The 12740-nt window shown below is 35.4% G+C and carries 13 protein-coding genes; 8 read left to right on the plus strand and 5 right to left on the minus strand.

Going from position 1 to position 12740, the window contains the following annotated elements:
- The first annotated feature begins 114 nt into the window (after nucleotides 1-114).
- On the plus strand, nucleotides 115-1185 hold the full coding sequence (locus MKX83_RS05935; protein WP_340978132.1) for a threonine aldolase family protein: 1071 nt from the start codon (nucleotides 115-117) through the stop codon (nucleotides 1183-1185).
- 397 nt (nucleotides 1186-1582) lie between these two features.
- Nucleotides 1583-2683 (plus strand): NAD(P)/FAD-dependent oxidoreductase, encoded by a 1101-nt coding sequence (locus MKX83_RS05940; RefSeq protein WP_341054580.1) that lies wholly within the window; start codon nucleotides 1583-1585, stop codon nucleotides 2681-2683.
- A 370-nt stretch (nucleotides 2684-3053) separates the two neighbouring features.
- Here MKX83_RS05940 and MKX83_RS05945 read toward each other — a convergent pair whose 3' ends face one another.
- Nucleotides 3054-4241, minus strand: a complete 1188-nt coding sequence (locus tag MKX83_RS05945) for a hypothetical protein (protein ID WP_341054582.1) — start codon at nucleotides 4239-4241, stop codon at nucleotides 3054-3056.
- Between the two features lie 23 nt (nucleotides 4242-4264).
- Nucleotides 4265-4456: a hypothetical protein gene (locus tag MKX83_RS05950; protein ID WP_095370279.1), complete on the minus strand. Its 192-nt coding sequence runs from the start codon at nucleotides 4454-4456 to the stop codon at nucleotides 4265-4267.
- 233 nt (nucleotides 4457-4689) lie between these two features.
- Here MKX83_RS05950 and cyoE point away from each other — a divergent pair, with 233 nt between their 5' ends.
- Nucleotides 4690-5610, plus strand: a complete 921-nt coding sequence (gene cyoE, locus MKX83_RS05955) for a heme o synthase (protein ID WP_307317071.1) — start codon at nucleotides 4690-4692, stop codon at nucleotides 5608-5610.
- Nucleotides 5611-6375: 765 nt separating this feature from the next.
- Here cyoE and MKX83_RS05960 read toward each other — a convergent pair.
- The gene (locus MKX83_RS05960) at nucleotides 6376-6981 is read right to left on the minus strand and encodes a TetR/AcrR family transcriptional regulator (protein WP_233435297.1); all 606 of its coding nucleotides are present in this window, start codon (nucleotides 6979-6981) and stop codon (nucleotides 6376-6378) included.
- A gap of 189 nt (nucleotides 6982-7170) precedes the next feature.
- On the opposite strand from MKX83_RS05960, the gene MKX83_RS05965 reads away from it, so the two are divergent.
- The gene (locus tag MKX83_RS05965; protein WP_095370277.1) at nucleotides 7171-7932 is read left to right on the plus strand and encodes an SDR family oxidoreductase; all 762 of its coding nucleotides are present in this window, start codon (nucleotides 7171-7173) and stop codon (nucleotides 7930-7932) included.
- A gap of 179 nt (nucleotides 7933-8111) precedes the next feature.
- Here MKX83_RS05965 and MKX83_RS05970 read toward each other — a convergent pair whose 3' ends face one another.
- Nucleotides 8112-8891 carry a PhzF family phenazine biosynthesis protein gene (locus MKX83_RS05970; protein ID WP_095370276.1) on the minus strand — a complete coding sequence of 260 codons (780 nt, stop codon included), beginning with the start codon at nucleotides 8889-8891 and terminating at the stop codon, nucleotides 8112-8114.
- Nucleotides 8892-9241: 350 nt separating this feature from the next.
- Between MKX83_RS05970 and MKX83_RS05975 the strand changes: the two genes are divergently transcribed.
- The 4 genes from MKX83_RS05975 (at nucleotide 9242) to MKX83_RS05990 (ending at nucleotide 11645) form a co-directional block, all read left to right on the plus strand.
- On the plus strand, nucleotides 9242-9874 hold the full coding sequence (locus MKX83_RS05975; RefSeq protein ID WP_341054586.1) for a class I SAM-dependent methyltransferase: 633 nt from the start codon (nucleotides 9242-9244) through the stop codon (nucleotides 9872-9874).
- A 35-nt stretch (nucleotides 9875-9909) separates the two neighbouring features.
- On the plus strand, nucleotides 9910-10767 hold the full coding sequence (locus MKX83_RS05980) for a putative RNA methyltransferase (RefSeq protein WP_095370274.1): 858 nt from the start codon (nucleotides 9910-9912) through the stop codon (nucleotides 10765-10767).
- An 87-nt stretch (nucleotides 10768-10854) separates the two neighbouring features.
- Nucleotides 10855-11337, plus strand: a complete 483-nt coding sequence (locus tag MKX83_RS05985) for a tetratricopeptide repeat protein (RefSeq protein ID WP_095370273.1) — start codon at nucleotides 10855-10857, stop codon at nucleotides 11335-11337.
- A gap of 14 nt (nucleotides 11338-11351) precedes the next feature.
- Nucleotides 11352-11645 (plus strand): MazG-like family protein, encoded by a 294-nt coding sequence (locus tag MKX83_RS05990; protein WP_095373515.1) that lies wholly within the window; start codon nucleotides 11352-11354, stop codon nucleotides 11643-11645.
- A 37-nt stretch (nucleotides 11646-11682) separates the two neighbouring features.
- On the opposite strand, the gene MKX83_RS05995 is transcribed toward MKX83_RS05990, so the two are convergent.
- Entirely contained in the window at nucleotides 11683-12735 is a 1053-nt protein-coding gene (locus MKX83_RS05995; RefSeq protein ID WP_095370272.1) for an ATP-binding protein, read from the minus strand.
- Nucleotides 12736-12740: the final 5 nt, after the last annotated feature.

A 12740-nucleotide genomic window follows, 5' to 3' on the forward strand; every position in this document is an offset into this window, starting at 1 on the left:
AGAGTTTGATAAAATAACTACAATCATTTCGTAACGCGAAGTTTTCTACCTACCAATCACCTCTAGGCATGTTATAATAATTTATGAAAATTCAGAATAAGGAGGTCGCTACCTTTGACACTATTGCAAGATATTTATCAAAAATCACTCTACACTTTAAGCGGTCATGGAGTGCGACAAGTGGAAGTGCTTAAAGAAGCCTTCCGTCATGTACCAGAAGATGTCACTAGCGATTTTTACGGGGAAGGTCAAATCATTGCAGAATTTGAAAAAAAGATGGCAACATTATTAGGAAAAGAAAAAGCAGTCTTCTTTCCGAGTGGAACAATGGCGCAACAAATTGCTCTGAGAATCTGGAGTGATAAAAAACAATCAAAAAAAATTGCCTATCATCCATTATGCCACCTAGAAATTCATGAACAAGATGGCCCTAAGATGCTACACGAGTTTGATGTAACATTCGTCAGTGAAGAAAGTAGACCTGTAGGCTATGAAGAGATTAGTCACTTAGATGAGTCGTTCGCTGCATTGTTATTAGAGTTGCCGCAGAGAGAAATAGGCGGGTCCGTACCCCCATTTTCAGAACTTCTGCAAATGGCGAATCATTGCCGCGAGAATAATATTAAACTACATTTAGATGGTGCGAGATTATTAGAAGTGCTTCCTTATTATGAAAAGAGCGCAGAAGAAGTAAGTGCATTATTTGACAGTGTATATCTTTCTTTTTATAAAGGTGTAGGTGGGATAGCTGGAGCAATTTTAGCAGGTGATGAGTCTTTTATTGAAGAAGCAAAGATTTGGAAAAAAAGGTTCGGCGGAGATCTCATTAGTCTTTACCCTTATATCATTCCAGCAGACTATTATTATGAAAAAAGAAAAGATAAAATGAAGAGATATTATGAAATATCACGATTCTTCGCTGTGCGATTTAATCAAATAAATGGTTTATATACAAAACCAAAAATACCCCAATCAAATATGTTCCATCTTTATTTTGAAAAAGACATCGAGGATATAGAACAATTGTTGAAATTGGTGTATGAGGAATGCGGTGTGGGTATCACATCTAGAGTTCAAAAGAAAGATAACGAGTATTTTGCTGAAATTAGTTTTGGTGATGCAGTTACGGTTATACCAGAAACAGTAATAGAAAAAATGTTTTTAACAATCAAACAAAATATATAATTCTTATTCATAGAATGAGAGAAAAAAATATATACAGGAAAGCAAAAAGCTGCTTATGCAGGCTATTAGGAAGAAATATTGATGACTCCCTTTTAGGAAAAATATAGAAATGCAAGAGGCGATAGATATGAGAAGAAAGACAATGCTATCAAAGTACTGAAAGGTGAGTTTTCTGAAAAGTAAGCTTATCAAGATCGAAAATAAAAAGATGAGAAGGATAAGTAGAACTTTAAAAGATATCAATGGACATTCCTCCTTCTATAAAATTTGTAATGGACCTCTGAAGTAGCCTTTATATTAGTATATGTATACATAGTGAATCCTCTCAAAAAAAGGGTGCCGTTCATAAAAAAACGGCAAATATCACAGTTTGATTAAGGAGATGTTAACAATTAAGGTGATCATTATCGGATCAGGCATAGTTGGAGCGAGTGCTGCTTATCATTTAAGTAGAAACGGCATCAATGTTACTGTAATTGATGCGAACCACGAAGGTAGGGCATCTGCTGCAGGAGCTGGAATTGTTTGTCCATGGATTACTCATCATAAACATCCAGATTGGTATACATTGGCTCGAAGGGGAGCTTTGTATTATGGAGAGCTCACTAAAGAATTAGAAAATGATGGTGAATGGGATATAGGATATAAACAGGTTGGTGCACTGGCAATAAGCAAAGAGGATGAGGTAATAAAACAATTTCAAGCGGAGGCAATGAGCAAACGAGCTGCGGCTACGCCTGAGGTAGGAGATATTAAGCGCTTATCAGGGGAGGAAGCACGAGGTTTATTCCCGCTATTGAATATAGAATATCAAGCACTTTATGTGAGTGGGGGAGCTAGAGTGGATACACATTTACTTTGTCAAGCGATGCAAAGAGCGTCTTCCTTACATGGGGCTCAATTTGTAGAAGGCAAAGCATGTCTTACTCTAAAGAATGGGCATGTAGTTGGTGCAGAGGTAAATGGAGAATTATATGCGTGTGACCAAATCATTGTAACGACTGGCGCATGGACAAATGAGTTTCTTTCACCCCTTCATTGTTCTATTGCTATTAAACCACAACGTGGGCAAATTATTCATTTCGGTGTAAAGGAACATATTACTTCAGACTGGCCAGTTGTTATACCGGATTCTAGTTACTATATGCTTGCCTTTGATGATCAAAGAATCGTTGTAGGTGCAACGAGAGAAACGGGGGCAGGATTTGATTATCGATTGACAGCTGGAGGAGTGAAAGAAGTAATTGAAGCAGGACTGGAGATGGCAGCATCATTAGAAAATAGTTCAATTTCCGAGATGCGTGTAGGTTTTAGACCAATGGGACCCGACACCCTTCCGTTATTAGGTATACTGCAAGGACATCATAATGTCACTATAGCCACAGGCTTGGGGCCTTCGGGGATAACAATGGGGCCTTACATAGGCGTAGTAGCTAGTGAAATCGCTTTGAATCATACTTTACCATTTGATCTTACTCCTTATGACCCCTTAAGATAATGAATGATGTTTTGCCTTGGTCATTGATACCAAGGCAATTATTTTTGGAAAGGATGAGGTTTGTGATTTATAAAAAAGAGATAAAGGGTCAGGTTATAGAAGTGAAAATGGAATGGCCGTAAAAGTAGAAATGTCGCTTGAAATAATCTCAATGTAATCTGCCGTTCATTGTAAGTGGAAATTGATTACGTGAAAATATAAAACAGATGTATATCTTACTCAAGAAGAAAAAAAAGGGAGAATTGTAGCTAAAAAGAAGATCCGAGCAGAAAAAAATTAGGCGTCATTCGCTAAGGAAAAACGCGCTAAAGATGATATGGGATAAGGGGAAGAAAATTCTCCAAAACTTTGTTCAATATTGATTCATAGGTTAATTACTTAATATGATATAGATGTTATTACCCACTTGCTTGATCTCTCCCAAAAAATGACCAATCCCTTCTATAAAGATGCCATCTATTGTCTGTTCCGGAGGGTGATTAATGACAAATTGTAGCTGTAACACATCGTTTAATCTATTTTCTGTTAAGGCTAATACAGGTCGTGAAAAATATATGGACTGCTGTTGAAGACGTATGGTCATACCGTTTTTATGAAGGAAGTTTTTATGCGATTGTATGGTATTCATAGGGTCAAATTGTTGAATCCTTCCTTTGCCTATCAGTGTTAGAAGGAACCCATTTGTTTTTTTAAAACTGCTAATTTCAAGCTCTTTATTCATTTCAGCTTCCTGAATAAGATCGTCTAAGGAAAATGGCAGATGCATTTTCTTTGGTGCTCTAGCTATTGGTTCAAATTCTTTTTGTAAGATTTCATAAATAGTTAGTTGATGTTCGAATAATCCTTCTTTCCATTGTGGAGAGAATTTCTCAAGTAATAAACAAAGAGCTAAACCTGAGGGATAGCAACTATGTCTTATTCTATTTGTCATAATAGAGTAGTCTGTTAATGACTTAATATAACGCTCAAGTACCAGTTCATCTGTTTGGTTGACGATATCTTTATATGCAAGGAATTCGATAAAAAACGCCGGTCCTTCAATTGTTTCAATACGGCTTTCATACTGTACCAACTCATTGTACTGCTCTTTTCTTTTTTCTCGCCAATATATGAAGGCTTGAATCGCTTCTCTTTGTCTATTGATATTAGTAATACGTAATGCGTGGTTAAGACACTCTCTTTCTTGGATTCTCCATTGAATATTTTCTCTTTCAAGAGGATAAGCAATTCCTACTAATTCATTGGGAAAACGTTTTTCTTTCTTATGATATTGATGGCAATGAAAAAGCTCATGAATAAGGGTGGCGTATACTTCCTCTTTATTAAGATTATTTATGTCGACAATGGCTGTTACTTCATTTTCGAAAATTATTGAGGTAGAGCCCGTAAATTGATTGTTCCATGGTAGTATGACTTCTTGACCATTAAAATGTGGATGATGATATAAACAAACAGACTCATGATCATAATAGGCATAAGGTGAAGCGATAAAATGTGGCCAATAGTTTGGGAGCATTGTATGAATGGTAGTCACTTCAGTTAATTGTTGGTTGATCATAATCATCTCCTTCATTAGAAGTATTAGTAAATGATAATATATAAACCTAGTGCAATAATAGATAGGATAATCAGGATAATATATATAAGTGAAAGGTTTCTACTGTTTTTCTTTGTAGAAGATCGATAATTGTCATCACTGCGACTTGTCAATAACAAAGTACCAACAATAGCAACAATGAGTAAAAAGATTATAATGCCGTATAATACAGTCATGAGGTTCTCCTTTTCTCATACTTATTCAATCATCTAGGGGTATCTAGTCAAATGTCTTTCTTATGATTATAATGGAAGAGGTTGTATTTTTATAGCTATAGATTGTCACTTCTTTTTGAAGATATTGTGAAAAGGTTTACTTAAAAAGTTATAAATACTTTTTTAGTGTTACAATATAATTGAAATTTCTTATGGAAGGGAAAGTTCCTCTTGTTATGGAGAAAGGTATTAGCATGAATAATTCAATGCAGCAACTCGAAAAGCGTCAACCAATTACAAGAATTCTAGCTGCTACCATTAAAACAGGGATTATAAAATCCAATTTGTTTCCGATGTTCGCAGGGTTAACGCTAGCCTTATATACGTATGATTATAGTATTTTAGACAAGATACCAGCAATATTATTTGCCTTATTTGGCTCTATTTTTATTATCGGCTCTGCCGGTGCCTTCAATAATATTTATGATAGAGATATTGACTCTATCATGGAGCGTACGAAGACTAGGCCAACAGTAACAGGAGATATTACTACTAAATCAGTGTTAATTCTAGCGACAGTGATGGGATTAGTAGGTATTATTTTGTTATCATTAGCAACTCCGCTAGCAGGATTGCTCGGTTTTTTAGGTTGGTTTTTTTATGTTGTACCTTATACTATGTGGACAAAAAGAAGAACCATTTATAATACGGAAGTTGGGAGTATCTCCGGAGCAATGCCTCCTTTAATTGGATGGGCTGCTATTCATCCAGATATTTTACACCCGGCAATATTAGGCTTGTTCGTCATTCAAGTTATTTGGCAAATGCCACATTTTTATGCGATTGCCATTCGTAAACATGATGACTATAAAGCGGCAAATGTTCCGATGTTACCTGTTGTAAAAGGAATACGTCGCACCTATTTACAGACAAATGTCTATCTTGTTTTGTTAATTTTAACAAGCTTTTTATTTTGGCCATTAAGCCCTGGGTTAACGCTTGTATCATTGTTACTTGGTATTGGTTGGTTAATTCTTAGTATCTATGGTTATAAGAAGATGGATCCGAAGAAATGGGCAAACGCTTTATTCGCCTATTCACTTATCCATATGACAGTCCTTTTTTCAACGGTAATTATTTATTCTTTAGTAGGGATTATTTTTAATTTGAAGTAATTAAGTATGCGATCTTAGCATCATTTGAACTCGAACAATACAGTGTTCGAGTTTTTTTTATTTGCTGTGCAAGTTGGGCAGTGGGCAGTTCGATGTTTGTTCTTTCCAGTTCGCATTTAGTGCATTTGATGATGATCAGAATAGGGGGGAGCGTGTCAAAAATTCATGTCGATGGTGAAAATTGATTGGAAAAGGTAAGAACCGCGTCAAAAACCCGTGTCGAGAGAAAAATTTGATAGGAAAAGGTAAGAACCGCGTCAAAAATCCATGTCGAGGGTAAAATTTGATAGGAAAAGGTAAGAACCGCGTCAAAAATCCGTGTCGAGAGGAAAATTTGATAGGAAAAGGTAAGAACCGCGTCAAAAATCCATGTCGAGAGGAAAATTTGATTGGCAAAGGCAAGAACCGCGTCAAAAATCCATGTCGTGAGTAAAATTTGATTGGCAAAAAGGCAAGAACCGCGTCAAAAATCCGTGTCGAGGGTAAAATTTGATTGGCAAAGGTAAGAAACGCGTCAAAAATCCGTGTCGAGAGAAAAATTTGATTGGCAAAGGCAAGAACCGCGTCAAAAATCCATGGCGGTAGAAAAAATTAATTGGATACCTGACGAGTAGGCGACTAAAAGTAGTGTCAAGTCGCCGAGTTATTTTCTTTAACCATTATTTATAGATCAGATGCTACCGGATCCTTCAGGTGAGCGAATTGAATTTTTAATAAATACAAATAGTTAATGGCGTAAAAGTAGCGCCCTGACTTCCGAATGTTTTAAGGTTTTCTTTCTTCCTTCTGTTTAATATTAACGATTGGCAGCTTAGAGGTATAATTCAGCATTTCTATCAACTGTTCCGTCATATGAGTCGGACTATATTTAAAGCCTCCTTTTACCCAGGAAATAATAAGTCCATAGAGGCCATATACATGATAGTTTGTTAATAATTCATGATTAATGGCATTTGGGATATGATCAAAGCCAATTTCATCATAGGAAAGCTGTGTTAAAACGGAAATAATCTTATCTTGAAATCCAGAGAGTGCGTGAGAATGAATCATAACTGAATAGAAACTTCCGTATTGATATACATGTTCAAAAATCTTTACACTTGATGTTGTTAAATTTTCAATATGTAATTTTCCAATGCCGATATATGGTTCGCGATAGCTCCGAATAAGGTCATCTAGTATATCGTTAGTTAATTCTTCCAATAATTCTTCTTTCGTCTGAAAATGTTTATAAAAGGTGCCGCGATTTAAATCCGCTTTTTGTACAAGGTCAGTCACTGTGATTTTTTCAAACTCTTTTTCAGCCATTAGAGTAATAAGAGCATCTTTTAGCCCTTTTTTAGATTTATGAATTCTTCGATCATTTTTCATCAACAATTCACCTTCCCTTTGTTGATTAACTTTTATTAATATACAAGTGATAGCCAATGTATTTATTATTGAACAAATGCTATCTGTTTTGCATATTGTTACTTAAATTATAGAAGATTAAACTGAAAGAGTACAAACTATTTTGATAGCGCTTTAATGAAAGTGCATAAATGAAAGGGGTAATTTTCTATGAAACTAAAAGATCAAGTAGCCATTGTAACAGGTGCAGCATCTGGTATGGGAAAAGCAATTGCTGAGTTATACGCAAAAGAAGGTGCAAAAGTGGTTGCAGCCGATTTAAATAAAGAGGGTGTAGAAGCAGTTGTGGACACCATTAAATCAAATGGTGGTCAAGCAATAGCTCTTAGTGTGAATATTGCTAAATTAGATGAAGTTGAAGGAATGATTGATGCTGCGGTAAAAGAATTCGGTACGTTAGATATTCTAGTCAATAATGCAGGTATCATGGATGCAATGGAACCTGTAGGAGATATTACAGATGAAAAATGGGATCTTATCTTTGATATCAATACAAAAGGTGTGATGCGAGCTATGCGCAAAGCTATTCCGATTTTCCTCGAAAAAGGAAAAGGCGTGATTGTAAACACAGCTTCAACAGGTGGTTTAAACGGTGCGCATGCTGGTGCAGCTTACGGTGCATCTAAGCATGCAGTTGTTGGCTTAACAAAAAACACTGGTTTCATGTATGCAAAAGAAGGAATCCGTTGTAATGCTATTGCACCGGGTGGGGTGGCAACAAATATTGCGTCAGCCTTAAAACAACCAAATGAATTCGGAATGAGTCGTACAAGTTTAGCGTCTGCAGTCATGCCACGTGTTGGTACGCCGGAAGAAATTGCGAAAGTGGCTTTATTCTTAGCTTCGGATGAATCTAGCTTCGTGAATGGTACGGTCATTACTGCTGATGCTGGTTGGACAGCAGCATTCTAATATACTATTGATATTAATGGATATAATACTTGTTTAAAGAGGATAGTTGAGTATAGAAAATATGCTCAATCTATCCTCCCTTTGTACAACAAATGGCCTCATTTACAATAACAACCAAAATCATTTATGGTTGTGCTAACGCTGTCTGTTGTTGGAGAACATAAATTTAGAAACTCTTTTTAAACCTCTATATACCCCTCTAAATAAGCTACAGCTTCTCCAGCTATTTTTACAATCTCACCTAAATCAGTACAATATAGTTTTCCTCCTCTTTCTGATAATTGTAATGCGATAAGCTTATCTTTATTCAATCTATCTTTCCAAAAAGGAACTAAAGTACAATGAGCAGATCCTGTAACGGGATCTTCGTCTACTCCAGCCTTTGGAGCAAAAAATCTTGATACAAAATCTACTTCTTTTCCTTTAGCTGTCACTATTACACCAAAACCATCTAATTTTTTTAGTTCATCCATATTTAATTCAAGAGTTAAAATATCCTGCTCTGTCTCAAATACTGCCATGTAATCTCTAGATTTATAGACCTCTTCAGGTACTTTACCTAAACCTTTAATCAAAGCTTCTGGGGGATTAGATTGTTTCCCTTTTCTTGAAGGGAAACATAAAGTATAAAGGCCGTCTTCATTAATAACCTCTAGAACTCCACTTTTAGTTGTAAACTTTGTATTTTTTAAATTCTCATCTAAATATGAGTTTATGACATAAGCTGATGCTAATGTGGCATGCCCACATAAATCTATTTCTCCTTTTGGAGTAAACCATCTTAACTCATATTCATTCTCCTTTTTTACAAAAAAGGCTGTTTCAGATAAATTATTCTCATTTGCAATTTTTTGCATGAGTTCATCCTTGATCCACTCATTTAACGGACATACCGCCGCTGGGTTTCCTCTAAAACGTTCATTAGTAAATGCATCAATTTGATAAATCGGTATTCTCAATTCCAAAATCTCCTTTACAATGAGATACTTTTAAACATTCATAGAAATTTTATTACACCATCCATTTTAATTATAAATTATTCCTCAACTAATTTGCGCGGGGGAGTTTCTAATCAAACTGCTTATGGTATTTATAATTGAATAATAAAGATTGTCTTATTGTATTCGTTCATTCACAAAACTTTTGTCGAGACAGTATTAAAGCAATTTATTACCGGTTATCCCACTATTCACGTGGCATGTGATAAACTAAAAATATTCAAAATGGAGAGAAGTGTTCGAGATGAAACAGGAAGTAATTATTAAATATGTGCAGGTGACAAAATAATAGAGGTACGGGGGAATGTTAATTGGTATTAAATCATAGAGGGTTCGATGAATGGGCGAAGGATTATAATCAATCCGTAAGATTATCTGAGGGAAAAGAGGCTTATCCTTTTGCTGGTTATCAAGATGTAATTAATCTTGTATATCATATGGCAGGACATAAACCGTCATCAACCATTTTAGATGTTGGGTTTGGCACGGGGACATTAACAAAGCGATTGTACGATGACGGTCATAACATCTATGGAATTGATTTCTCAAAAGAAATGATAGCCATTGCTAAGGAAAAAATGCCTAACGCTAATCTTTTTCAAAAAAATATGGAAGAAGGTCTTCCATTCGAATTTGAGAAGGAAAAATTTCATACCATTATCTCTACCTATGCACTTCATCATGTAACAGATAGAAAAAAAATTGAATGGATTCAACAGCTCTCCTTTTCGTTACATGAAGGAGGGTCAATTATTATTGGAGATATTGCCTTTGAAACAAGAAGTGCGCATGATCAATGTAAAAACAGAAGTTATGAGGATTGGGATCATAGTGAATTTTATACCGTCTATGAGGAAATAAAGGAAGAATTAATAGCATTAAAGTTTAAAGTAGATTATAAGCAAATCTCTCATTGTGGAGGCGTATTATTAGTTCGACGTTAACTATATAACCCACTAAATTGAGAAAGGAATGAACCATGAATAAAAAGCAGAAGAGAATTGAGCAAATAACACGTTTGCATTCACCATTAAGATGTCCTATTTGTAAGGGAGATTTGAAGGTAGAAGACAATAGCCGACTAATCTGTAGCCACCTTCATAGTTTTGATATTACAAAGCAGGGCTATATCAACGTCCTAACTCATAAAGTAAACAGTCATTATGATAAGGAGTTATTTGAAGCAAGAAAACAAATCATCACAAAAACAAAACTATACAATCCGTTACAACAATTAATCATTTCGCATATAAAGGAGCTTAGTCCAGGACAGATGATTGCTGATGCTGGTTGCGGTGAAGGCTCGCATTTACATATGATCTTAGAAAAGCTAAATGTAACTGAGCAAAAGTATGTAGGAGTCGGTTTAGATATTGCTAAAGAAGCAGTTAAAATGGCAGCGGGCAATGATGATGAGTGGATATGGCTTGTTGGGGATTTGGCGAATCTACCCTTCACCGACCATTCTGTAGATGTGCTATTAAATATTCTATCACCTTCTAATTATCAGGAGTTTAAAAGGGTGTTACGAGAGGGTGGCATCGTAATTAAGGTTGTCCCCCGTCCTAATTATTTATTTGAGTTAAGAAGTGCGTTATCGAAAAATAATCACTATGATAATCAAGAGATACTACAATTGTTTAAAGAACATTTTCATGTTATCAGTCAAAAAAGTTTGCATTACACTGTAGAACTTAGTAGTGAAGAGAAGAAACAACTTGTAAAAATGACACCCCTCACATGGAGTGGGCAAGAAAATACGAAGAGGTTATTTATTGAGGGTGATCATAATCAAATTACGGTTGACCTTGAAGTGATCGTCGGAAAAATAAAATAAAATTGAAGCTGGTGGAAATACATTATAATCCCTGGATTTATTTAAACATTCTGCCTCATAGAGTCTAAATGAAGGGAGGAGGCAAGTATGCAAGATGAGATAATGGAAGCGTTAAGATTAAGAAAGCAAGGTGAATGGTTATTATCTAATCAGCTTTTTTTGAAGATGTTGGAATCTTTTCCCGATGATGCAAACCTTTTATACCAAAGTGCTTGGAGTTACGACTTGCTCGGTGAAGAAAGAAAAGCCGTGCCCCTCTATGAAAAAGCCATTCAAAAAGGATTGAAAGAGGACCTGGAAGGGGCTTATATTGGTTTAGGCAGTACACTTAGAACGTTAGGAGAATATGAAAAATCTAAAGCAGTATTAGAGGAAGGATTCCATCAATTTCCCCATAACGGAGCACTAGTGACATTTTTAGCGATGACTTTATATAACTTAGGGGAACATGAATTAGCGATGAATCATTTGTTGAGATTATTGGCTAATACTTCAAGGGATGAATCAATTACTGCTTATCAAGAAGCGATTCATTTTTATCGCGAGCAATTGAATAAAACATGGGAGTAGGTAAGCATCGAATGATTAATATAGCAGAGTTACAAAAAGAGGTTGGACAATTTAGTAAAGAAAAAGGCTTTGATAAAAACAGCGTCGAGGCTCGTGCACTCTTTCTAATGACGGAGGTAGGTGAAGTGGCAAAGGAAGTATTATCACTTTCATGGGAAGAGGATAAGGAAGTGGTGAAAGAACGCCTAGGTTTAGAGCTATATGATGTAGTATGGAATGTGTGCGAGCTAGCGAATAAATTAGATATAGATTTAGAGAAAGCCTTTGTACAAAAGAGTGAAATTAATCGCAGCAGAACTTGGGAATAAAAAAAGTGGTTGAATGAAAATCAACCCCTTTGAATAATTAGTAATGATCTTGAATCGTGAAACGAATGGAAAAGGTTGTCCCAGAAGAGTCTGTAGTAAAATCAATATTAGCATTATTTCTTTTGGCAATGGCAAACGAGATAGCTAGCCCTAGACCAGTTCCCTTTTCTTTTGTTGTAAAAAAGGGGGTAGAAATCTTGTTCATTACTTCAGGGGCAATTCCTGTACCTTCGTCTGTTATAGATAATACGACTTGACCACGATCTAAGTATGTACTGATATGTATAGATGCTTTCGCATGCATTGCATCTAAAGAATTATTTACCATATTAATAATTAATTGACGAATCTCGTTTTGATCTAAATTTAATAGTGGTAAAGGGTGCAGCTGAAGATGGATTTTTTTATTTTCTTTAATGGCTCTCGTCTCTAGCAATGGATAGATAGATTGAATAATTTCGTTGAGATGTTCCTTCTCTTTTCGACTAGGCTTATTCTTGGCCATATCTAGAAATTCACTAATAATGGAATTGACACGATCAATTTCATTAATCATTAATAGAAAAATTTCTTGGTATTTTAGTAAATCTTCATTTTTTTCTACTAACTGAAGAAAGCCTTTCACAGTTGTTAGTGGATTACGCACTTCATGCGCTACACCAGCTGCCATTTCCCCAATCAACCGTAATTTTTCATAATAAGCTCTTCTTTCATTTTCTTTCTTCGTCTCTGTTATATCCTGCATAATCACTAGAAGACCTTTTGTATCGGGTATTGTTTTCACTTTAAAATAATTAGTATTTGCGTATGAGAGGTCAAAACTAATCCCTCTTTGCTTCTTGTATGATTGATATAACTGTTTACATACTTTCCTACATAAATCTGGTATAGCCTCACAAATATTTCTGCCTAGTATTTCGTCTTTTACGATATTAAACATATTTTCTGCTGAACGATTAACAAATAAAAGTTGCATATCCTTGTTTAAATAATAGCAGCCATCAGAAATATTTAGGAGTATCTGGTGGAGGTGAATATTATTTAATCGATTCTCTTCGGGCAAGATAGAAAAGTTCTTTGTCGTAGTCATCTGAT

The sequence above is a fragment of the Cytobacillus sp. FSL M8-0252 genome (genome assembly GCF_038007345.1).
Taxonomy (GTDB): domain Bacteria; phylum Bacillota; class Bacilli; order Bacillales; family Cytobacillaceae; genus Cytobacillus; species Cytobacillus kochii.

Bases quoted from the DNA above. Each gene is read 5' to 3' on its own strand.
- MKX83_RS05945 (WP_341054582.1), bottom strand. From the start codon at position 4,241: ATGATCAACCAACAATTAACTGAAGTGACTACCATTCATACAATGCTC.
- MKX83_RS05950 (WP_095370279.1), bottom strand. From the start codon at position 4,456: ATGACTGTATTATACGGCATTATAATCTTTTTACTCATTGTTGCTATT.
- cyoE (WP_307317071.1), top strand. From the start codon at position 4,690: ATGAATAATTCAATGCAGCAACTCGAAAAGCGTCAACCAATTACAAGA.
- MKX83_RS05960 (WP_233435297.1), bottom strand. From the start codon at position 6,981: ATGAAAAATGATCGAAGAATTCATAAATCTAAAAAAGGGCTAAAAGAT.
- MKX83_RS05965 (WP_095370277.1), top strand. From the start codon at position 7,171: ATGAAACTAAAAGATCAAGTAGCCATTGTAACAGGTGCAGCATCTGGT.
- MKX83_RS05980 (WP_095370274.1), top strand. From the start codon at position 9,910: ATGAATAAAAAGCAGAAGAGAATTGAGCAAATAACACGTTTGCATTCA.
- MKX83_RS05985 (WP_095370273.1), top strand. From the start codon at position 10,855: ATGCAAGATGAGATAATGGAAGCGTTAAGATTAAGAAAGCAAGGTGAA.
- MKX83_RS05995 (WP_095370272.1), bottom strand. From the start codon at position 12,735: ATGACTACGACAAAGAACTTTTCTATCTTGCCCGAAGAGAATCGATTA.